The sequence below is a fragment of the Brachybacterium sp. GCM10030268 genome (assembly GCF_042666305.1).
GTDB lineage: Bacteria > Actinomycetota > Actinomycetes > Actinomycetales > Dermabacteraceae > Brachybacterium.
Genome location: NZ_JBHTCW010000005.1, coordinates 26,720 through 46,924, shown reverse-complemented (window position 1 = coordinate 46,924; position 20,205 = coordinate 26,720). Strand labels below are relative to the sequence as shown.

The following is a 20,205-nucleotide window of genomic DNA, read 5'->3' as shown; positions in this document are numbered from 1 at the left end:
ATCACAGTCCCTTCGGTCGGGCGATGTGCTCGACGACGCGTCCGAGCCAGTCGATGAACAGCGCGAGCAGCGCGACCAGCAGGGCGCCGGCGATGAGGACGTCGAAGAGGTAGAGGTTCACGCCGGTGGTGATCAGCAGGCCGAGGCCGCCGCCGTTGACGAAGGCGGCCAGCGATGCGGTGCCCACCAGCAGCACCAGTGCGGTGCGCACGCCGGAGAGCATGACGGGCACGGCCAGCGGCAGCTCCACGCGCAGCAGCACCGCGAGGGAGGTCATCCCCATGCCGCGGCCGGCCTCGACCAGGCGCTGGTCGACGCCTTGGATGCCGATCATCGTGTTGCGCAGCACCGGGAGGACGGCGTAGAGCACCAGCGCGATCACCGCGGCCCGGAAACCGTTGGGGATGAGCGCCGCCAGCAGCACGATGAGGCCGACGGCGGGGGCCGCCTGGCCGACGTTCGCGATCGCGAGCACGGGCTCGGCCACGGCCCGCATCGGGCCTCGGGTGAGCAGGATGCCCAGGGGGATCGCGATGACCAGCACGATCACCGTGGCCACGAACGTGAGCGCGAGGTGCTGCGCGGTCAGCTCCAGCAGCGAGGACGGGTTCAGGGTGGTCCGCTCGGATTCCGACAGCGGTGCGAACGCGAGCCAGATCCCGAAGCCGACGAGGATGGCCAGGAGCACGGCGATCTGCACGCCGAGCGCCCGCCAGCCCCGGATGGACTCGTCCGTGGCCGTGGAGGTTTCTGCTGGGGTCCCGACCTCAGTCATCGGCGGAAGCCTCCGCGTCCTCGGCGGGAACGGCCGCGACCGTGCCGGTGTTGGTGCCAACCGGCGCGTCGGTCGAGCGCTCGGCGGCGGCTTCGCGGGCTGCGGTGATCGCGTCCATCACCGTCTCGACGTCCACGACGCCCTCGAAGACGCCGTTGCGGCCGGTGACGAGGCAGGCGCCGGCGCTGGAGACGAGCATGGTGTCCAGGGCATCGTTGAGGGTGGCGCCGGAGCCCACGGCCGGCAGCGCCGGATCCAGCTCCGTGGGCAGCTGCTGCATGCGGGACAGGGCCCGACGGGAGGGCCAGGCGATCGGCCGGTCGCGCTTGTCGGTGACCACGACGTGGTTGTGCCCGATCTGCTTCGCGCGCTCCAGCGCCTCGGTCGGATCCCCGCCGGCGGGGGCGACGACGGCTTCGATCGTCTCGACCTCGCGCACCCGGCGCAGGGCGAGCTGCTTCAGCGCCGCGCCGGAGCCGATGAAGTCCTCGACGAACTCGTCGGCGGGCTCGGCGAGGATCCGCTCGGGGGTGTCGTACTGGACGATCTGGGCGCTGTCGCGGAAGACGACGATCCAGTCGCCGAGCTTCACGGCCTCGTCGAAGTCGTGCGTGACGATGACCATCGTCTTGCGCACCTCCTGCTGGATCCGGATCAGCTCGTCCTGCAGGCGCTGGCGGGTGATCGGGTCGACCGCGCCGAAGGGCTCGTCCATCAGCAGCACCGGGGGATCGGCGGCGAGGGCGCGGGCCACGCCGACGCGCTGCTGCTGGCCGCCGGAGAGCTCCTTGGGGTACCGGTGGCGGTACACGTCGGGATCCAGGCCCACCAGCTCGAGCAGCTCGTCGATGCGGGCGGTGATGCGGGCCTTGTTCCAGCCGAGCATCTTGGGCACCAGCGCGATGTTCTGGGAGACGCTCATGTGGGGGAAGAGGCCGCCGGCCTGGATGACGTAGCCGATGCGGCGGCGCAGCTGGTCGCCGTCGATCGAGGTGACGTCCTCATCGCCCAGCATGATGCGGCCCTCGCTGGGCTCGATCAGGCGGTTGATCATCTTCAGCGTGGTGGTCTTGCCGCAGCCCGAGGGGCCCACGAGCATCACGACCTGGCCCTCGGGGATCTCGAGGGTCACGCCGTCCACGGCGGGGCGCGCCTGCCCGGGGTAGCGCTTGGTGACGTCCTCGAGGCGGATCGAGCGTCCGCTGATCTCGTGGTCCGCCGGTGCGATGGTCTGGTCGGTGTCGGTCAACGGATGCCCTTCGAGGTCGTGAGCCTGCCGATGCCCAGCAGGATGAGGTCGAGGATCAGTGCCAGCAGCACCACGCCGACGATGCCGGTGATGACGGATTCGATCGCTCCCGCACCGCCCAGGCGCGAGAGCCCCTGGAAGATGAACCCGCCCAGTCCCGGTCCCAGCACGTAGGCGGCGATGGCGGCGACGCCCATCACCATCTGCGCCGAGACCCGCACCCCGCTGAGGATGACGGGCCAGGCCAGCGGCAGTTCGACGCGGAAGAAGGTGCCCAGGCGGCTCATGCCGACGCCGCGGGCGGATTCGATGACGGCGGGGTCGACGCCGGCGAGGCCGACGATCGCGTTGCGCAGGATCGGCAGGGTCGCGAAGAAGACGATGACGATCACGGCAGGGGCCACGCCGAATCCGAACGGCGCGACCATCAGCCCGATGAGGGCGAAGGAGGGGATCGTCAGCCCGATCGCACTGACCGCGTTCGCGACGCCGCGGCCGGTGGGGCTGCGGTGGACCAGCGCGGCGATCGCCACGGCGATCAGCGTCGCGATGGCGACCGATTGGACGACGAGGCTGAAATGCTGGAACGAGGCGAAGATGATCTCACCGGAGCGAGAGCGGACGAATTCGCCGATGTTCACAGAAGCGCCTCAGATGTCGTCTCGGATGCAGTCGGAATCGTGCATGCGGAAGCTCCCCGATGGTGTTCATGGGGCGCCCCGCTGGTCGTCGACGCTAGAGGGCGGGGCGGGGGAGAGCAAGCGAGCGGCGTCGATTCGGGATGCGGAAGGGGTCTGGCGCGGCAGGTCGAGTGGGCGGCCGTCGGGTTATCAGGGGAGGTCACGGCGGGGATGCCGGCTCGACGGAGCGACGCAGATTACGAAGGGGTAACGGGTGTGCTGCCTCGGCCGCCGGCGACCCTTGCCAGATCCGTGGGCGGCTCGTGTTCGTCGGCCCACGCGCTCTTGTGCCGGGGCGGACCTAGTGACCCGGACACATGTACGTGTCGGCCGCACGTGGGCGCGATGGCGGCCAACCCGTCGTTCCTCCCCAGACATGCACGATCCACAGCGATGCCCATGTCGTGGCGCTCGCTCAGCGGTGCCACCACGCTCGGGGAATGACCATCGACTATGCGCACGGCACCGGTCCCGACGACCTCAGTGACATTCCCGAACCGCGCGTCCGGCAGGTCCCATGGTTCCTCGGGGACGCTCCGACGTCGACCACAGAATCGGCCGACGCAGCCCGACCGGCCGCTATGGCGGTGGGGCTCGACCAGTTACCGTTCTTTCGGACGATGCGACATCTGGTCGACTTCATCGGGGAGGGCCGACGGCTCACCAAACGGGGCGACCTGTTCGCGGTGGACCGCCGGCAGGTCGAGAGGTCTATCTTCGGCGACGCACCGATCGATACGTGGTGGCGGCACCGCGGCGACTCACTCACGCAGTTCGTATGGAGCGTCTTGATCCGGCACGGTGTGCTTCTTCGCGCGGACGGATCGGTGCGTGTCTCCGAGGGGCACCGAGCATCCTCGATGGCCGGCACGGTCCCCGGTCTGGACGTCGATGAGGCAGAGTCCATGATCGAGATCGGGCTCGAGCATGCCGACGTCGGCACCGGCCTGTGGTTCGGCGGGACGGGGGGAGTTCTCAGCGAGGACAGTCTCGATGCCCTTCTGGTGGCGAGCGGACCGGACGGGCTGGTGCTCCCGGACCACCCCGGGGACGCGGAGCTCATCCATTGCTCCGAGACTGTGCACTTCCTGGTCGGCCTTCTGCGCCATCCGCATATCCGTGACGTGCCGATCGACCGTCGCACCGGGCATGTCGTAGCCGCCGAGCTGTGGCGGCTCGTTCGCGTCTCCCTGAGCATGGACAATCTGGTCAGCAGGGGGCTGGTGCTCGGAGGGGGTTGCGACGATGAGGCAGAGCGAGATCTCGGGAGAACCTATCGTGCACCTGTCGAGGTGCGTGGAGCAGTCGCCAGGATGCGCGAGCGGCGCGCCGCGACGGATCTCGGTGACGGCTCGTGACGTAGGCAATCAGGACAGGCGTTGCTGCGTGAGTCTTAGGCGGGGCCCGTGAGGACTGCCAACGCGCGTGAGCAATGTGCGCCCACGTCTCTGCGGGTCCGTTCCAGCTGCGCCGCACCCTCGGGGTCGACGGGGACTTCATCGCAGGCGATCCGGAATGCATCCGGGATCGCTCGGGCCATTTGTATCGCCATTTCAAGGACGTCATCAACCAGAGCCTCGCCGAGCAGATCCGCGGCGAACTTCTCCACGTGGTGGCGACGTATCCGCGAAAATTCCTTCTCGCCGCCGATGCCCATCGCCACCTTCGGCCAGTCGGCGCCGTATCCCAGACCTGTGGAGACGTCGTACAGGGGAGCGAGCGCCACGTCATCCGGCGTCAGCAGCACCGAGTAGTTCTTGGCGTGCCCGTCGGGAGCTCCGATTAACCAGTTCGCGAGCACTGACCGCACGAACGTGATGATGTCCATGCCCGAGGCGCCGTGCAGGGTCAGAAGTTCCACCACATCTTTCGCGGTCACGTTGTACTTGGCGCCGGGAAGGGTGGATGTCGCCTGGCAGAGATCTTCCTGATGGGCGCGCAGCAGCTGGCCGTCCGGCGTGGGGACGCGGTCGAAGCGCGCCACGACGATCGCAGGCTCGCCGTCGAAGAGCATGTACTGCGAGGGTGCGGTGGGCATGCCCAGAATCTGGAAGGTTCGCAGCGAGACGTGCTCGATCAGCGCCTGCTTGTTGAGTCCGCGAACCCCTGGCTTGACGATGTGAGTGGTCGGCTCGGCGCCGTGCGCCACGAACCACCTCTCGTCTTTCCGGCGAAGCGTGAACTTGGACTGTGCTCCGGCCAGGGACCAGTGTTCATGTCCTCCCAGCCACGGTTGGTCAGAGTTCTCTCTGAGGGCTCTGATGCGTTGGCCGATGTCTTGTTCTGACACAGGCTCCAGGCCACCGGCGCCCAGGTCAGCCATCACCTCGTCCGAGAGGAACTGAATCGCGCCGGGGCAGTCCCGGCCGATGACCGACAGCAGTGCGAAGGGGTTGTTGGCGGAGACGTGGAACTGGGTGGCGATGGCTCTGCGTGCATCTTCTGAATCTGGCAGCAGTCCCTCGATGTAGGCGCGCGCCTTGCGCCGCTGGACTGGCTTTGTGCTCGGCGCGAAGGCCAGAGAGACGCGCGCGGTGTCCTCCAGGGGCGGGGTGACGAGTTCGAGCGCTCCTCCGCGGATCTCGTCGAGATACCCGATCACTCTCCCGTTGGTGACCATGTGCAGACGTTTGATCACGCGTCAGCTTCGTTCTCGTGGTCGTCGTGCTGCGCTTCGCTGCGGGGCCCGCGCGCTAACGAGGCTGCCATGGAGGCTCGACTGGCTTCGATGGCTCTGAGCAGAGACTCCGTGGACCGGGGGGAGGCGGCCTTCATCGCTGCCGCGAGGGCGGGGGCAGTGTTCTTCTGCATGATCCTGGCGATCTCGTCCGGTCGCGTCTGTCGGATGGCGTCGATAGCCGCTTGCGTGATCGCGTTCGTGGAGACCTGAGGGATTACGGGCATCTGAACCTGTGGCATCGGCACCGTGATCTGCCGGGTCGTCGTCTCGTGGGGGCCGTCGTCGCTGGTGAGTTGGACGTCCAGAGTCTCGAGGACGGAGAGGATCTTGGTGAGTTCCGCGCGGGGCCGGGTTCCTTGTTCGACGCCGATCAACCAGTCGCGAGAGACCCCGGTTGCGCGGGCGAGGTCGGCCTGGGTGAGGTTCTGAGTAGTGCGGGCGTCTCGGATGGCGGCCCCGATGTCCTGGGGCGTGCGCAGTCGACGGCTGGTCATACAGCGATAGTAGGCGCGCCGACCGCTAATGTCGAGGTACTACGACAAGCGCAGCTGTCGACAAATATCGACATTGCGCAGTCTGGAAGGAGTGCCTGCTTGTCACGCTGTGTCGACGTACGGCGACGTGGCGAAACGTCGACGTAGGACGACATAGGAGACTTCGTGCCCCGACCTGCACCCATGTCGCCTGCTTCGGTCGGCTCATGAGCAGCCAGACGACGACGGCACTGTCGGGAACCTCAGGTGGTGCGAATCAACTCGACGCCGACACCTCGACCGAGGCCGTCACAGCCTCATCCCGCGCCTCCTGCCGCCGGTGCACGAGATACGACCAACCGGCGATCCCCAGCCCCAGGATCGCCAGCACGACGCCCGTCCACGCCGGGGCCACCAGACCCCAGCCCGCGGCGAGCACGGCGGCGCCGAGCGCGGCCCCGAGGGAGTTGCCGATGTTCAGCGCCGAGTGGTGCAGCGCGGCGGCGAGCGAGGGGGCGTCGGGGGAGGCGTCCAGCAGGAACAGCTGCAGCGAGGGGCCCATCAACTGGGAGGTCACGGCGATCGCCAGCAGCAGGACCATGCCGGCGATCGCCTGGTGGGCGACGAGCGCGAACACCGCGAGGCTGAGCATCATCCCGGCCAGGCCCAGGAAGATGGTGCCGTAGATGCTGCGGTCGGCGAGGCGGCCGGCGAGCAGATTCCCCGCCGTCATGCCGATCCCGAAGACGAACAGCGCGATGGGCACCGCCCGCTCGCCGAGGCCCATCACGCCCGGCACGATCTCGCCGATGTAGCTGTAGACGGCGAACATGCCGCCGAAGCCGATGGAGCCGATGCCGAGGCCGAACCACACCTGGGCGCGCCGCAGGGCCCGCAGCTCGCCGCGGATCGACGCAGCCGCTCCGGTGCCCTCGGGCTCCGGCACCAGGCGCCAGACCGCGAGCGTGCTGGCCGCGGCGATCACCACCACGATCACGTAGGCGGAGCGCCAGCCGATGCTCTGGCCGAGCGCCGTGGAGGCCGGGACGCCGAGCATCGTGGCGATGGTCAGGCCCAGCATCACCAGCGAGACGGAGCGGGCCCGTCGGCCGACGGGGGAGAGTCGCGCGGCCACCAGGGAGGCGACGCCGAAGTAGGCGCCGTGGGGGAGCCCGGCGAGGAAGCGCGCCGCGGCGAGGACGGTGAAGTCCGGCGCCAGGGCAGAGAGCAGATTGCCCGCGCCGATCAGCCCGATCAGCAGCACCAGCAGGCGGGCGCGCGGGATCCGCACGGCGGCGATCGTCACCAGCGGTGCGCCGACGACGACCCCGAGGGCGTACAGGCTGATGAGCATGCCGGCCTGCGAGATGCTCACCTCGAGCGAGTCCGCGATCTGCGGCAGCAGCCCCATGCTGGCGAACTCGGTGGTGCCGATCGCGAAGGCGCCCAGGGACAGGGCCAGGATGACCAGCCGCAGGCGACCGGCGGGCAGCGGGGCGGGGGAGTGCGAGGGGTTCGAGGACACGGTGCTCCAGCACGGATCGGCGGGGATTCGCTGCCGACGCTGGAAGCGGTGAGTACCCATCGAGTCTATCGGCGCGGGCGGTGATGGTGGTGGGTGGAGGACGGCCGGCCGACGGGGCGGACCGCGGCCCGCTGCCCGACGAGGTGCGGACCGTCGCGTGCCCCGCGCGCGGACGGCGGTACTGTGCTGACGTGCCGGCCGCAGCCGCCCGGCAGCGCGCGCCCGAGGATGCCGCGCGCTGATCCTCGATTCGTTGGGACGCACCTTGGAACACATCACGATCGCCGGCTACTCCGAGCCCTTCCCCGCCTCCGAAGTCGCCGTCGCCCTGCTCCATGACCGGCTCGAGACCGCCCGCGAGAAGCGCGGCCCTGAGGCAGCCCAGAGACTGGAGAAACTGGTGGGGGAGCGGATCGGTCTGGAGCTCGCAGAGGGCAAGCCCAGCATCGACCTGGCGACCATGCGCTCGATCGTCGACTTCGTCGAGCTGCCCGAGGAGGAGGACAACGTCTCGGGCCTCGGCCGTGCGGTCCGGGGCATCCGGGAGAAGCTCGCTCAGCGGGGCGGGCCCGTGGAGGGCTGACGGTCCGCTCCCTACTCCTGAACGGGACCCGACTCTCCCAAGCACGCCGCGAGCTGTTGGAAGTAGTTGTACTTCGACCACGCAGCCCTGTCGCCGATCACGTAGAGCCTGCGCTTCGCGCGGCTCGCTGCGACGTTGACGAGGTTGACGGTCTCCGATGCCCACGACTTCGCGCCGGGGGCCGAAGGATCCCCGCCCAGCACGAGGAAGACGACGTCGGCTTCCCGGCCTTGGGCAGTGTGAATGGTTCCGGCTGTGAGATCCGGATGTCGGCTCGTGAGGCCGGCAAGCCGGTCCGCGATGGTGCGGAACGGGGAGATCGCGATGACCTCCGAGGCTTCGACGCCTTCGGCCCGGAGCTGTTCGAGCTCGCGCAGGAGACGGGTGATCTGGTTCTCCTGCAGGTGGGTCCCAGTGGTGCGTGCAGGTTCATCGAGCCAGCTGCTGGGCGTGATCCGCGGCCCGTCCGGAGTGTCGAAGAGGTCTGAATGCTTGAGATTATCGAGCGTACGAGGCACGCCGCTGACCATGATCCCGTCGTAGGCGATCTCGTTGCACAGGCGGAACATCGGGTCATCGCAGCGCCGGTGGACGGTGAGTGGTGCGCTCACCCACACCGCCTGATCCCCCCGCCCCAGCGTGGTGCCGTAGGGCGAGACGCGGTCGGCGAGAGTCTGCACCGATGCCTGCGGCGGAATCCACTCGGAGCTGATGCCGAATGCTGTAGCGATGTCCCGTTGCGCCTTCTGCGGCATGGTCACGACAGGTTGGAGCTGCAGGGGATCGCCCACAGCGACGACCCGTTGCGTGCGCCAGATCGCCCCCGCGGCGTATTGCGGGCTCGCTTGCCCTGCTTCGTCGATGAAGAGCCAACCCAGCGCCTCTCGGCCGAGGCCGGCGAACATGCGCGCGTAGGACGCGAAGGTCGTCGAGACCATGGGCACGACGAGGAAGAACGTCTGCCAAGCGGCGAGGACCTTCTCCGGCTCGAGGTCGCGGGGAGCGCTCCCCGCGACGACGTCCATAGCTGCACGGAGCCCTTTCAGCATGTCGTCGGCGGCATTGGCCAGAAAATCCTCGTGCAGTCGAAGCGCCGCGAGGAACAGTTCAGAGCGAGCCCAATCCAGCTCCGCGTCGAGCCATGGGGCGTGGAGCTCGCGCTGCTCGCCCGTCCACCCTTCCCCCGGGTATCCGGGGCCGACGGCATCGCTGTCCGCAGCGATCTGCCGGCGCAGCTCGCTCACCTTCGCCTCGGCGCGCCGCCGGTTCATGCTCGCGTCGGCTGCGTCGGTCTGGAGAGTTCGTGCCTGATGATCGAGACGCTGTGCGAGCGCGCGAGCCTGCCCGAGGGAGTTCTCGGCAGTGTCTCGTCGTTCCTCGAGGGGTTCGAGCTTCGCTCGCCACGTCCGGGCCGCCCCGCCGAGTGAGAAGAGAGTCTCGAGCCAGCCGGGCTTGGTCGCCAGGTGACGGTCCCATGCTGCCGATACCTCCGCGAAGTCGGCCTCGGCCTGTTCAGTGACGCCCGCGTGGTCGCGAACGGCGTCGCGGGCGAGGCGAAGATCGTCACTGCGCTGCGCGGCGCGACGGGCGAGCTCCTCCGCGTGCGCGAGCGCCGAGCCCAAGCCCTTCCGTCGCTCTTGCGCTGCGCGGCGCTGCCCCATGATCGCGTCGACCCGCTTCTCGGCGGTGTGGAAAGCGGTCCGGGCTTCCGCCCAGGTCCGGTGCGGCGCCTTTCCGTCCTTCCAGTCCTTGAGCCGAGATTGCATGCGCGGCTCTGTGCGTTGGGTGCGTTCTCGGGTGTCCCAGGTGGTCTTGTCGAACCAGAACTCGCTTCGGAATGCGCTGCGATTGTTCTTGTTCCCCAGTCGAGCTGCCACAAGACCCCAGGCACGGGGGATGTCGTCGCTTCCCTCCCCGCCCTGCCGGGTGGAGCCCAGCGTCGCCGAAGCGATGTCGGCGAAATACTCAGCCTTCCCTCGCCAGGGCTTCGCGATGGCGTCCTGCGCGGGGACCTCAGTGCTCACGTTTTCGACCGCCGCGTTGTTCGCCGAGGCGACGACCATCTCGAAACCTGTGAGCTCGGGACGGAGCTGACGGATCGTTCGAGGGAAATCGCCGGAGCGCCACGTGTGCGTGGTCGCCGTGAATGCCGCCTCAGGGCGAGAGAGTGCGGCCAATCGTCGCGCACGTTCAACCACGTTCCCGGCGAGGACGTCGCGCAGCATTGTCGTCTTCCCGGTGCCCGGGGGACCGTTGACGCCCATGAGGCCGGCTCCCTTCCCGAGGTCTTGGAGCGCGCGGTTGACGGCGAACTGCTGGCGGAGCGCGAGGGTGTGCTCGGGTGCTGATGGCCAGCGCCCCTTCGGCAGGCGGTCGACGCCGGCACCGTCATCGACGGTGGTGTCGGCGGTCATGACGTCGACCCTGCGGTCAGCCCCGACGCCGGTGGGGCTGAGGTACTCGGCCAGTGCACGGGGGCAGCCCCCGCTCCGCGTCGCCGTCTGGACCGTCGCCAGATCCTCGAGGAAGAAGCTGTTGAGGAAATCGCTGTCGAACGCCTCGTCCTCGTCCCGGTCCTGGCGGACCACCGAGTCGATGACGATGCGCGAGGTGGCGAGGTCGTCGATCCCCATGATCCCGGCGGCGGCGTGCGTCGTCCGAAGCAGAGCCTGCAGCGACTCCTGGCCCTGCGAGAGCTGGCGGTCCGCTGAGGAGAGATCACGACGCGCGCCTTCGACCTCGTCCACTTTGTCGACGAAGTCGCGGGCCGCGCGGGGGAACTCCGCCGTCCACCGGGGGCTGCGCGTCGTGGAGCCTGTGATGAGACGGGCCACGGCCCACAGCGCGGAGGATAGAACCGCGGAGTCAGGCACGAGCACACCGTGCTGGTCTAGCACGACGCCGGCGCATGCGCTGCGCCCGGCACGGCGCTCGTCGTACGCGTCGCGGTCCTCACCAAAAGCCTGATGAAGATGCTGATATGTGTCCTCGAGCTGATAGACGCCGAGGTAGACGGTATGACGCCAGGACTTCGGCTTCTTCCCCGATGGCGCGGGCGGGGCCAGCGTCTGCCACGGCAGCGGGTCTCCGAACCGCCATTCGACGGTTTGCCGGTCGCTCGGGCGTGTCGAGCGCTTGGTCAGCTTCGGCACCGGTTGCGGACTGAAGAGCTCCAGCATCGACCAGTACTGAAGGATTCGCTGACGTTCGTCTGTTTGGTTCCCCATCCCCATAGGTCGATTGTGCCGCCGATCGCAGATGTCTGCGGGCTGTGTCACAAACTGGTCGGGTGCAGTGATCCTCCGGCACCGCCGCATGCGTGGACCGCGATGGGACGAGCCAGGTGGCCCAGTGTGTCCCCACGTCCGCTGCTGCGAGAGGTGGCGCCCACCCATCCGCGTCCCGAGAGCGGGGTACGCCACCGTGACCTCGCGCCCCTAGACTCGATCGTCAGAGGCGGGAATCGTCCCTGTTGACGCGCGACCGCATGGCCGCGCGATTCGAGTACGGGAGGCCATCGATGACGTCGATACCGCAGAGAATGAGCGCGGTCCAGCTCGTGGGCCATGGCGGGCTCGAGCAGCTCGTCTATTCCAGTGATGTCCCCACGCCCAGCCCTGCCGCCGGAGAGGTGCTGATTGATGTGCACGCGTGCGGGATGAACAACACCGACGTGTGGGTGCGCGAGGGCGCCTACGGCAGCGATACCGACCCGCAGAAGGTCTCCTCGTGGCGGCGCGGCCGCTCCACGCTGGAGTTCCCCCGCATCCAGGGCACCGACATCGTCGGCCGGATCGCCGCAGTGGGCGAGGGCGTCGACGAAGGCCGCATCGGCCAGCGCGTGATGGTCGACTTCAGCATCTACAACCGGCCCGAGGGCGATGAGTCCCTGGCGGACATCGACTACATCGGCCACGGCCGCGACGGCGGCTACGCCGAGTACGTCGCGGTCCCCTCGGCCAACGCCTACGAGATGAGCGCCAAGATCACCGACGCGGAGCTGGCCACCTTCTGCTGCGCCTACCTCACCGCCGAGCAGATGCTGGTGCGCAGCCGCCTGGCCGAGGGCGAGCGGGTGCTGGTCACCGGCGCCTCCGGCGGCGTCGGCTCCGCCATCATCCAGCTGGCGCGGGCACGCGGCGCGATCCCCTACGCCGTCACCAGCCCCGGCAAGGAGGACGCGCTGCGCGATATCGGCGCCGAGGACGTCATCCTCCGCGGCGCGGGAGACCTGGTCGCCGAGGTCGACCGCGTCGTCGACGCCCCTGTGGACGTGGTCGCCGACCTTGTCGCCGGCCCCATGTTCAACGACCTGCTGCGGATCCTGCGCCCCGAGGGTCGCTACTCCACCGCCGGCGCCATCGGCGGCCCGGTGGTGGATCTGGACCTGCGCACGATGTACCTCAAGCAGCTCGAGCTGCACGGCTCCTCGCAGGGCACCCGCACCGCGTTCCGGCGGCTGGCCGGCTACATCAACGACGGCATCATCCGTCCGCTGCTGGATCGCACCTTCCGCCTCTCCGACTTCCACGACGCCCAGCGCACCTTCATGGGCAAGACGTACATCGGCAACCTGGTCGTCGTGCCCGACCGGCACTGGGAGAACGTGGGAGCACCGCATGCATCGTGAACGCGTGATCGAACTGATCGACACCCAGGCCGGCGGAGACGTCAGCCGCATCGTCACCTCCGGCATCGAGCCGCTGCCGGGACGCACCGCCCTGGAGAAGGCGCGCTTCCTCCAGCAGGAGGGCGACGGGCTGCGCCGGCTGCTGCTCTCGGAGCCCTACGGTGACCCGGCGATGTCGGTCGACCTCATCGTCGAACCCGGCCACCCCGAGGCCCAGGCCGGCTACATCATCATGGAGGCCATGGGGTACCCGATGTACTCCGGCTCCAACACCCTCTGCGCCGCCACCGCCCTGCTCCAGAGCGGCATCATCCCGATGACCGAGGGCCTGCAGCAGGTGGTGCTGGAATCCCCCGCGGGGCTGGCACGGATCACCGCCCGCAACGTCGACGGGCGCGTCGAGTCGGTCACCACCCAGGGCGAGCCCGCCTACGTCGCCGAACGCGGCCTGTCCGTCAACGTCCCCCACTACGGCCGGGTCGAGTTCGACCTGGTCTGGAGCGGCGCCTACTTCGCCATGGTCGACGCGGGCGCCCACGGCTTCGAGCTCACGGCCGACGAACAGATCGCGCTGGCTGCCTTCGGCGACGCCTTCGTGCGCAAGGCCCGCCCCGGCCTGCGCCAGGAGCACCCGACGCTGGGGGACGTGGGCCCGCTGCCGTTCGTCCACTTCATGGGGCGGGTGCGCACGCTGGAGAGCGGCAAGGTCGAGTCCCGCTCGGCGACGTACGTGCATCCGGGCGTGATCTGCCGCAGCCCGACGGGGACCGGCACCTCGGCGCGGCTGGCGCTCATGGCCGGGCAGGGAGACCTCGCCCCCGGGGACACGCTGGAGACCATCTCCCCGCGCGGCAACCGCTTCGTGGGCGCTGTGATGGGCGAGACCACCGTGGGCGACTTCCCGGCGTGGGACTCGACGATCACGGGCCGGGCACGGCTGATGGCGCACTCGCGGATCACCGTGGACCTGGATGATCCGCTGGTGGATACGTCGGATTTGGAGAGTCTGCTGACGCCGTGAGCAGCGCTGCGGCGAGGACCGGCCGACGGGACGGTGCGAACCGGCCGACGGGTGGAGAGCCGCCCGTCGGCGCGGTGATGCCCTGCGGTGACCCGATGAGCGAGCCCGAGACGAAGGCACCGGTGGTGCACGGGCCCACGGTGGACGCACAAACGCGGTGTATTCATTACGGCACGGCGCTGGACGTGATCGCGATCCGCTTCGCGTGCTGCGGCGAGTACTACCCGTGCCATCTGTGTCACGAGGAGACCGCGGGCCACGCCTCCTTCCCGTGGCCCGCCGGGTCTCGGGACGAGCGGGCCATTCTGTGCGGTGCGTGCGGGAGTGAGCTCACGATCGACGAGTACGTCGAGTCGTCGCAGCGGTGCCCGCGATGCGGCGCCGGTTTCAATCCGGGGTGCGCGCTGCACTACGACGTGTACTTCGAGTAGCTCGCGGGGGCGGACTGCACACAGGCACGCGCCGCTCCATGGGGGCCGGCTCCGAACCGCCACGTTCTGTCCACATCAGATATGTACTAGAAGTAGTAGCAAAGGCTAGGATGATCTCATGGCCGACGTGACGCGCACCGAACTGAACCAGCAGACCGCCCGGGTCCTCGCGCGCGTCCAGGCCGGTGAGGACGTCACCGTGACGGACCGGGGGACCCCGATCGCCCGCATCACGCCGGTAGAGACCGATCGGCGTGCCCGGCGAGCAGCAAGCGGCGCCCTCCGTCCTGCGGCTCAGCGGGGCGTTCCCGAGATCTCCTCACCGATCCGTGGGTGGAGCGCGCAGCAGATGATCGAGGACATGCGCGGAGAGCGGCCGTGATCTACCTCGACACCTCTGCGGCCTACACACTGCTCAGTCAAGAGCCCGGCGTCGCGGAGGTCAAGGAGCTCTTCCGCGGCGGAACCGCCTTGATCTCCTCGCGGCTGCTCGAGGTCGAGCTGCACGCAACTGTCGATCGCCGAGGCGGCTCCCACGCGGATGTCGAGGCGATCGTCAGCAGGGTCGACCTCGACGCCGTCGACGACGAGGTCATCGACCATGCCCTCTCACTCCGCTCCGGCCTGCGGGCGATGGATGCTCTGCACCTGTCCACGGCGCTGCTCTATGGGGAGGCGATGGCGGCGATGGCCACGTTCGACAGAGAGCTGGCGGCCGCGGCGGAGCAGTTCGGGTTGGAGTTGAGCCTCGAGCGGGGGTAGCGCGTCGCGCAGGACTGGCACGCAATGAGGGCCCGGGACCTGACATGTCTTGGACGGTATAGAGCTGGCGCGCATTTTGGAATGCAGGGTGACGGCGGTGTCCGAGGTCGGATGTTCACGAACGGCTCGACGGCACCAGGACCTTCACGCCGGCATCGGCCAGGGCGGTGGCCAAGGGTGCCGGCGGCGGGGCGTCGGTGATCAGGTAGTCGGCTGCCGCCAAGGGGGCGACCTCGGCGAAGAGGCGCTTGTCGAACTTCGAGGAATCGACCATCAGCGCTGCGAGGTCGGCGCGCTCCATCATCGAGGCCATCATCTGGGCCTCCCCGGGGTCGCCGGTCGAGAAGCCTCGGTCGGCAGAGAGGGCGCCGACGCTGATCAGCGCGATGTCTGCTGCGATGGAGATGGGGGCACCGTTGGGGGAGAGACCCAGCGAGAGGGCGCCCACGGTGGCCTGGGATCCGATGCGTACGCGTCCGCCGAGCAGGTAGAGCTCGCGCAGGCACGCGGGATCGATGACGGAGGGGACCAGCACGTTGTTCGTCGCGACCGTCAGATCGCGCAGGTCCCGCAGGCGCCGGGCCACAGCGAGCCCGGTCGACCCGGCGTTGAGGATGATCGAGGTGCTGTCGGAGACCAGACCGATCGCGAGGTCGGCAATTGCTTCCTTCGCGTCGTTCTGCACCCCTTGACGCACATTGACCGTCAGTTCGGGCCAGGCGGTCGTCGCCTTGCTCATCGCCCCGCCCCGTGTGCGAACCACTCTGCCTTCCGCGCTCAGCGCGTCGAGGTCGCGCCGGATGGTGTCCGCGGAGACGTCGAACTTCTCCGCGAGATCGGTCACGGTGACGTGTCCCGAGCTGGAGACGATCGCCTCGAGCTCGGACTTTCTGCCTGCAGGTAGCATCCACATCCCCCTCCGGCCTCTATTGACCGGAATCGTTCGGTGCCCGGACCCCACAGTGGGGCCACAGCGTGCCGCACCTTCGATCGCGTCTTCGAGACGACCCCGAAGCGCTGTCGAACGCGCATTTGGACGCAGGATACCGCACGATCTGCGGCATCCGGTGCCGCCCCTTGCTGGGTTCCTTGCGGAGTGCCCGGGGCCCTGTCGGCGCACCCAGTCCCATGGTGCGCCCGAAAGGACCTGTTGACAGGTGATCTAGGCCTCCTCTACGCTCCACAGCATGCCGCATAAGCGCGCATAAACAAGCAAAGAAGCGCAGCAAGTCGCAACGGGAGGTTGTCATGAGCAACGGTGCTCTAGGTCGCCGCACGGTCCTGGCAGGGATGGGAGCACTCTCCGCATCGGGGGCTCTCGCCGCGTGCGGAAATTCCGGCGGGTCCGGCGGGGGCGGGAAGCTCGAGTTCCAGCAGTGGTGGGAGCCGGAGCTCCCGGAAGGGTTCCTCAGGGAACTGATGGACGAGTTCGAAGCGGCGAACGAGGGGATCACCGTCGAACTGCTCTCCGGTCCGTACGCCGCGACCAAGGAGCAGCTGATCGCCGGTGCCGCCTCCCGAACGATGCCTGACGTGATGGGTCTGGACGGGGCGTGGGTTCATGACCTCGCCTCGCAGAAGGCGCTCGCCGACCTCGACCAACTCATGAGCGAGGCGTCCTTCGATGACACCGAGCTCGCGTCCACGGTCGAGGCCGAGGGCAGCACAAGGATGATCCCGGTCGTGAACTTCGCGTACATGCTCTTCGCCAACACCGCGGTGCTCGGCGAGGCCGGGATCGATGCGTTGCCGACCACACGGGAGGAGTTCACCGCCGCCGCGGCGGCTGCCGTCGAGGCAGATCCGGGCGTCGCCGGTTGGGTGCTGCCGCTATCCCTCGAGGCGCCAAATGGTGTCCAGAACGATGTCATGTCCTGGCTGTGGGCCGGCGGGCAGTCGATGCTCGCCGACGGCAAGCCTGCGCTGGAGAGCGAGGAGGTCACGAGCGTCATCGACTTCATCGTCGACCTCGACGACCAAGGGCTGATCGCCCCCGGGTCCGCCACGCTGAAGGAGCAGGACAAGGTCGAGGAGTTCAGCTCCGGTCGCGCCGCGATGATCGTGGACACTGTCGCTCACGTGAACATGTTCCGTGCCGACTCCCCGGACCTTCAGTTCGAGGTCGCAGCCATGCCGACCGCCGATGGATCCGAGGAGGCCCCGGGCGTGACCTATGGCAGTTGGGGAATCGGGGTGTCCGAGGCATCCCAGAACAAGGAGGCCGCCTGGAAGCTCGTCGAGTTCCTCATGAGCGAGGACGTCAACGCGCGCATCGCATCGGCGGCCAATGCCTTCCCCGGCAACTCCAAGTCGGTGCCGGACGGGGTCGAGGATGACGAGGTCACGAAGACGGCGTTCGAGGTCTGGCAGAGCGGCACCCCGGTCAACGAGTTCGTCGGCCTCCCGGTCGCGGAGCAACTCATGCGAGATCTCGCCGAGCAGCTGCAGAAGACGCTCGAGGGCTCCCAGGACGCGGCCCAGGCGCTGGCCGCAACGCAGAAGTCCTGGGAGTCGAAGCTCTGAACGTGGTCGAGACCACCGCCGGATCCATCAGCGTCGAAGGAGCCACCGTGTCAGCCTCCGCCCTCGTCGAACCCACCACCGGGCCGTCATCTGGTCCCGCCCGCCGATCACGCCGTCACCGCCTGCATGGCTCGCCTCTGCGGCCGTATGCCTTCCTGTCCCCGACGCTCATGGTGATGCTCGTGCTCATGGTGGTCCCGATCGCCATGGTCGTTTGGTATTCGTTCCAGGACTCGGCTGTCACCATCCCCTCCACCGAGTTCGTGGGCTTCGAGAACTATGGCCAGGTGCTCTCGGACGGCACGTTCTGGAAAGCCACGTCCAACACGGCGATCTTCGCTGGGGTGAGCGTGATCGCGCACTTCGTGATCGGCATCGCCTTCGCGACGCTCCTGAACTCCGAGTTGCTCAGCCCCGGAGTGCGCGCCGTTTCCCGCACCGTCTTCATCCTCCCGTGGTTGTTCACGGTGGCGGTCGTCGCCGTGCTGTGGCGGATGCTCCTGAACCCCAGTGGGATCGTGAACTACCTGATCACGACGCTCGGCATTACGGAATCCAGCGTGGAGTGGCTCTCGAACTCGGCCACAGCCCTGCCCGTCATCACCTTCATCAACATCTGGTGCGGCTACCCCTTCTTCATGGTGAGCCTGCTCGCTGGGCTCCAGGGGATCCCGAAGGACCTCTACGAAGCCGCGCGGGTCGACGGCGCCGGCCTCGCCCAGCAGTTCGTCAACGTCACGCTCCCGCAGCTGCGCCCGATCATCCTCGCCATGGCGATCCTCGACTTCATCTGGACCACTCAACAGTTCGCCCTGATCTGGATGACCACCGGAGGAGGCCCCGTGGACGCCACGGAGATGCTTAGCACCTACACGTACAAGCTCGCGTTCTCGGAGTACGACTTCAGTGCCGCCTCGGCCAGCGCGGTCGTGGTGCTGCTGCTCTCCATGATCCTCGCGGTCCTGTACGTCCGACAGCAGAGGGCGCGTGATTGAGATGACCTCCTTGCGAGAAAGGCCCACACCGGTGATGTCGCACTCTCCGTCAGTCCCTGTCACCAGCCCCGCCCCGAGCCGGCGGGCGAGCCCGGCGCCCCGGAAGATCGCCATGCACGTCGTTCTGCTCGTCTGCGCGCTGTTCCCCGCGCTGCCGATCCTGTGGATGGCCTCGACCTCGTTCAAACCCAACGGTCAGGTTTTCGACTGGCCGCCGAAGCTGGTGACCGCCGAGATGAACCTCGGCTCCTACGCGGCGATCTTCGCCGACGGCGAGAAGCTGCGGTTCTTCCTCAACAGCTACGTCGTCGCCGGCTCGGTCACCGTGCTGACCCTGCTGGTCTCGGTGCTCGCTGCGTATGCGCTCAGCAGGTACGACTTCCCGTTCAAGCGGGCCCTGAACGTCGTCATCATCTCCGTGCAGGCCGTCCCGCCGATCACGCTGTTGATCCCGTACTTCGGGCTCGTGGTGACGCTGGGGTTGTACGACACCTACGGGGGCCTGATCCTCACGTACATCGTGTTCACCCTGCCTTACGCGATCATCATGATGACCGGGTACTTCAACACCCTGCCGAGGGAGCTCGACGAGGCCGTCATGGTGGACGGCGCCGGCCCGCTCACGGTGCTCTTCCGGATCCTGCTGCCGATCTCCGTGCCCGGCCTGGTCTCCGTCGGGGTATACACCTTCATGATCGCGTGGAACGAGTATCTGTTCGCGCTCACCCTCACCCGCACCAACGAGATGCGGACGGTACCGATCGGTATCCAGCTGCTCATGGGTCAGCACTCCTATGACTGGAGCCAGATCATGGCCATGAGCATTCTCGGATCCATTCCGATCCTCCTCCTCTTCACCTTCTTCCAGCGGTACTTCCTCAGCGGAATGTCTGCCGGAGCTGTGAAGGCCTGACCGGACGGCCTTCTTCCCCTGAACTCCCGGGAGCGAACGCCCGGGTTCTACGAAAGGACGAGCGAATGCTCATCAACGGAATCGACCTGCTCGACGTCGCGAACGAGAACTCCTTCGCGGTGCCGGCTTTCAACATCAGCGACTGGGCGATGATGCGCGGTGTCATCGAGATCAGCGAGGAGTTGGACAGTCCGCTGATCGTGGCGATACATCCCGATGAACTGGCGCATGTCGGCGAGGACATCATGCCCTCGATCGTCCAGGCCTCGAGGCGGGCATCGGTTCCGGTGGCGATCCACTTCGACCACGGGGCGACCTACGAGCAGATGCTGCTGGCAGTGCGCACCGGCTTCACCTCGGTGATGCTCGACGGGTCCATGCATCCCTACGAGGACAACGTGGCGCTCACCCGCCAAGCAGCCGGGGTGGCGCATCCGCTCGGTCTTTCCGTCGAAGCGGAACTCGGCACGATCGGCAAGACCGACGACGAGGCGGAGGCAGGCACCGACGACATCATCTACACCGATCCCGAGGTCGCGAAGGACTTCGTCGCGAAGACTGGAGTGGACAGCCTCGCGGTCGCGATCGGCACCCGGCACGGGATCTACCCCTCCCACCTCAAGCCAGAGCTGAAGCTCGACCTGCTCAAGGAGCTGAAGGCCGCCGTATCGATCCCGCTGGTGTTGCACGGCGGCTCGAACAACCCCGACGACGAGATCGCCGAGGCGGTGACGCTCGGGGTCAATAAAATCAACATCTCCAGCGACATCAAGGTCGCCTATCACCAGAAGATGCGTGAGGTGCTGCACGACGGTGGGGTCCGCGAGCCCAATGTCATCCAGCCGGACTGCATCGCTGCGCTGAAGGAGATTGCCGCGCACAAGATCCGGCTGTTCGCGGCCGACGGCAAGGCCTCGCTCTACCCGCGCCTGACCGACCTGCGCTGAGGGGGGGGGGAGCACGCT

19 protein-coding genes are annotated in these 20,205 nt (G+C 67.9%); 11 read left to right on the top strand and 8 right to left on the bottom strand.

The annotated features are described in order from the left end of the window. Nucleotide 1: 1 nt before the first annotated feature. Genes ACFQRD_RS09215 through ACFQRD_RS09205 form a run of 3 tightly spaced genes read right to left on the bottom strand, consistent with a single transcriptional unit; the run spans nt 2 to nt 2,659 of the window. On the bottom strand, nt 2-775 hold the full coding sequence (locus tag ACFQRD_RS09215) for an ABC transporter permease (protein ID WP_377803900.1): 774 nt from the start codon (nt 773-775) through the stop codon (nt 2-4). Beyond that, a complete protein-coding gene (locus tag ACFQRD_RS09210) occupies nt 768-2,024 on the bottom strand; it encodes an ATP-binding cassette domain-containing protein (RefSeq protein ID WP_377803898.1) in 1,257 nt (418 codons plus the stop codon). The genes ACFQRD_RS09215 and ACFQRD_RS09210 overlap by 8 nt, the downstream gene beginning before the upstream one ends. Next, on the bottom strand, nt 2,021-2,659 hold the full coding sequence (locus ACFQRD_RS09205) for an ABC transporter permease (protein ID WP_377019700.1): 639 nt from the start codon (nt 2,657-2,659) through the stop codon (nt 2,021-2,023). The genes ACFQRD_RS09210 and ACFQRD_RS09205 overlap by 4 nt, the downstream gene beginning before the upstream one ends. A gap of 485 nt (nt 2,660-3,144) precedes the next feature. On the opposite strand from ACFQRD_RS09205, the gene ACFQRD_RS09200 reads away from it, so the two are divergent. Then, a complete protein-coding gene (locus ACFQRD_RS09200) occupies nt 3,145-4,062 on the top strand; it encodes a hypothetical protein (RefSeq protein ID WP_377803896.1) in 918 nt (305 codons plus the stop codon). Between the two features lie 35 nt (nt 4,063-4,097). Here ACFQRD_RS09200 and ACFQRD_RS09195 read toward each other — a convergent pair whose 3' ends face one another. From ACFQRD_RS09195 to ACFQRD_RS09185, 3 genes are all read right to left on the bottom strand, one after another. After that, nucleotides 4,098-5,342, bottom strand: a complete 1,245-nt coding sequence (locus tag ACFQRD_RS09195) for a HipA domain-containing protein (protein ID WP_377803894.1) — start codon at nt 5,340-5,342, stop codon at nt 4,098-4,100. Beyond that, entirely contained in the window at nt 5,339-5,878 is a 540-nt protein-coding gene (locus ACFQRD_RS09190; protein ID WP_377803892.1) for a helix-turn-helix domain-containing protein, read from the bottom strand. The genes ACFQRD_RS09195 and ACFQRD_RS09190 overlap by 4 nt, the downstream gene beginning before the upstream one ends. A gap of 256 nt (nt 5,879-6,134) precedes the next feature. Continuing rightward, entirely contained in the window at nt 6,135-7,382 is a 1,248-nt protein-coding gene (locus ACFQRD_RS09185; RefSeq protein ID WP_377803890.1) for an MFS transporter, read from the bottom strand. Nucleotides 7,383-7,635: 253 nt separating this feature from the next. On the opposite strand from ACFQRD_RS09185, the gene ACFQRD_RS09180 reads away from it, so the two are divergent. Further along, on the top strand, nt 7,636-7,965 hold the full coding sequence (locus tag ACFQRD_RS09180; RefSeq protein WP_377019688.1) for a hypothetical protein: 330 nt from the start codon (nt 7,636-7,638) through the stop codon (nt 7,963-7,965). 11 nt (nt 7,966-7,976) lie between these two features. Here ACFQRD_RS09180 and ACFQRD_RS09175 read toward each other — a convergent pair whose 3' ends face one another. Then, nucleotides 7,977-11,198 carry an AAA domain-containing protein gene (locus tag ACFQRD_RS09175; RefSeq protein ID WP_377803888.1) on the bottom strand — a complete coding sequence of 1,074 codons (3,222 nt, stop codon included), beginning with the start codon at nt 11,196-11,198 and terminating at the stop codon, nt 7,977-7,979. Between the two features lie 287 nt (nt 11,199-11,485). Between ACFQRD_RS09175 and ACFQRD_RS09170 the strand changes: the two genes are divergently transcribed. The 5 genes from ACFQRD_RS09170 (at nt 11,486) to ACFQRD_RS09150 (ending at nt 14,809) form a co-directional block, all read left to right on the top strand. Then, complete coding sequence (locus ACFQRD_RS09170; protein WP_377803886.1) at nt 11,486-12,595, top strand: alcohol dehydrogenase family protein; 1,110 nt, start codon at nt 11,486-11,488, stop codon at nt 12,593-12,595. Further along, entirely contained in the window at nt 12,585-13,616 is a 1,032-nt protein-coding gene (locus ACFQRD_RS09165; protein WP_377019691.1) for a proline racemase family protein, read from the top strand. The genes ACFQRD_RS09170 and ACFQRD_RS09165 overlap by 11 nt, the downstream gene beginning before the upstream one ends. Nucleotides 13,617-13,711: 95 nt before the next feature. After that, nucleotides 13,712-14,047: a CHY zinc finger protein gene (locus ACFQRD_RS09160; protein ID WP_377803884.1), complete on the top strand. Its 336-nt coding sequence runs from the start codon at nt 13,712-13,714 to the stop codon at nt 14,045-14,047. A gap of 118 nt (nt 14,048-14,165) precedes the next feature. Beyond that, on the top strand, nt 14,166-14,429 hold the full coding sequence (locus ACFQRD_RS09155) for a type II toxin-antitoxin system Phd/YefM family antitoxin (RefSeq protein ID WP_377803882.1): 264 nt from the start codon (nt 14,166-14,168) through the stop codon (nt 14,427-14,429). Beyond that, nucleotides 14,426-14,809, top strand: a complete 384-nt coding sequence (locus ACFQRD_RS09150; RefSeq protein WP_377803880.1) for a type II toxin-antitoxin system VapC family toxin — start codon at nt 14,426-14,428, stop codon at nt 14,807-14,809. Before ACFQRD_RS09155 ends, ACFQRD_RS09150 begins: the two co-directional genes overlap by 4 nt. 115 nt (nt 14,810-14,924) lie before the next feature. Here the strand turns inward: ACFQRD_RS09150 and ACFQRD_RS09145 are convergent, their stop codons facing one another. Continuing rightward, nucleotides 14,925-15,716 (bottom strand): DeoR/GlpR family DNA-binding transcription regulator, encoded by a 792-nt coding sequence (locus ACFQRD_RS09145; RefSeq protein WP_377803878.1) that lies wholly within the window; start codon nt 15,714-15,716, stop codon nt 14,925-14,927. Nucleotides 15,717-16,057: 341 nt separating this feature from the next. Between ACFQRD_RS09145 and ACFQRD_RS09140 the strand changes: the two genes are divergently transcribed. From ACFQRD_RS09140 to ACFQRD_RS09125, 4 genes are all read left to right on the top strand, one after another. After that, on the top strand, nt 16,058-17,332 hold the full coding sequence (locus ACFQRD_RS09140; RefSeq protein WP_377803876.1) for an ABC transporter substrate-binding protein: 1,275 nt from the start codon (nt 16,058-16,060) through the stop codon (nt 17,330-17,332). A 47-nt stretch (nt 17,333-17,379) separates the two neighbouring features. Continuing rightward, complete coding sequence (locus tag ACFQRD_RS09135) at nt 17,380-18,327, top strand: carbohydrate ABC transporter permease (protein WP_377803874.1); 948 nt, start codon at nt 17,380-17,382, stop codon at nt 18,325-18,327. A gap of 112 nt (nt 18,328-18,439) precedes the next feature. Continuing rightward, on the top strand, nt 18,440-19,240 hold the full coding sequence (locus tag ACFQRD_RS09130) for a carbohydrate ABC transporter permease (protein ID WP_377803872.1): 801 nt from the start codon (nt 18,440-18,442) through the stop codon (nt 19,238-19,240). A 65-nt stretch (nt 19,241-19,305) separates the two neighbouring features. Beyond that, nucleotides 19,306-20,187: a ketose-bisphosphate aldolase gene (locus tag ACFQRD_RS09125; protein WP_377803870.1), complete on the top strand. Its 882-nt coding sequence runs from the start codon at nt 19,306-19,308 to the stop codon at nt 20,185-20,187. The last annotated feature ends 18 nt before the right edge of the window (nt 20,188-20,205 follow it).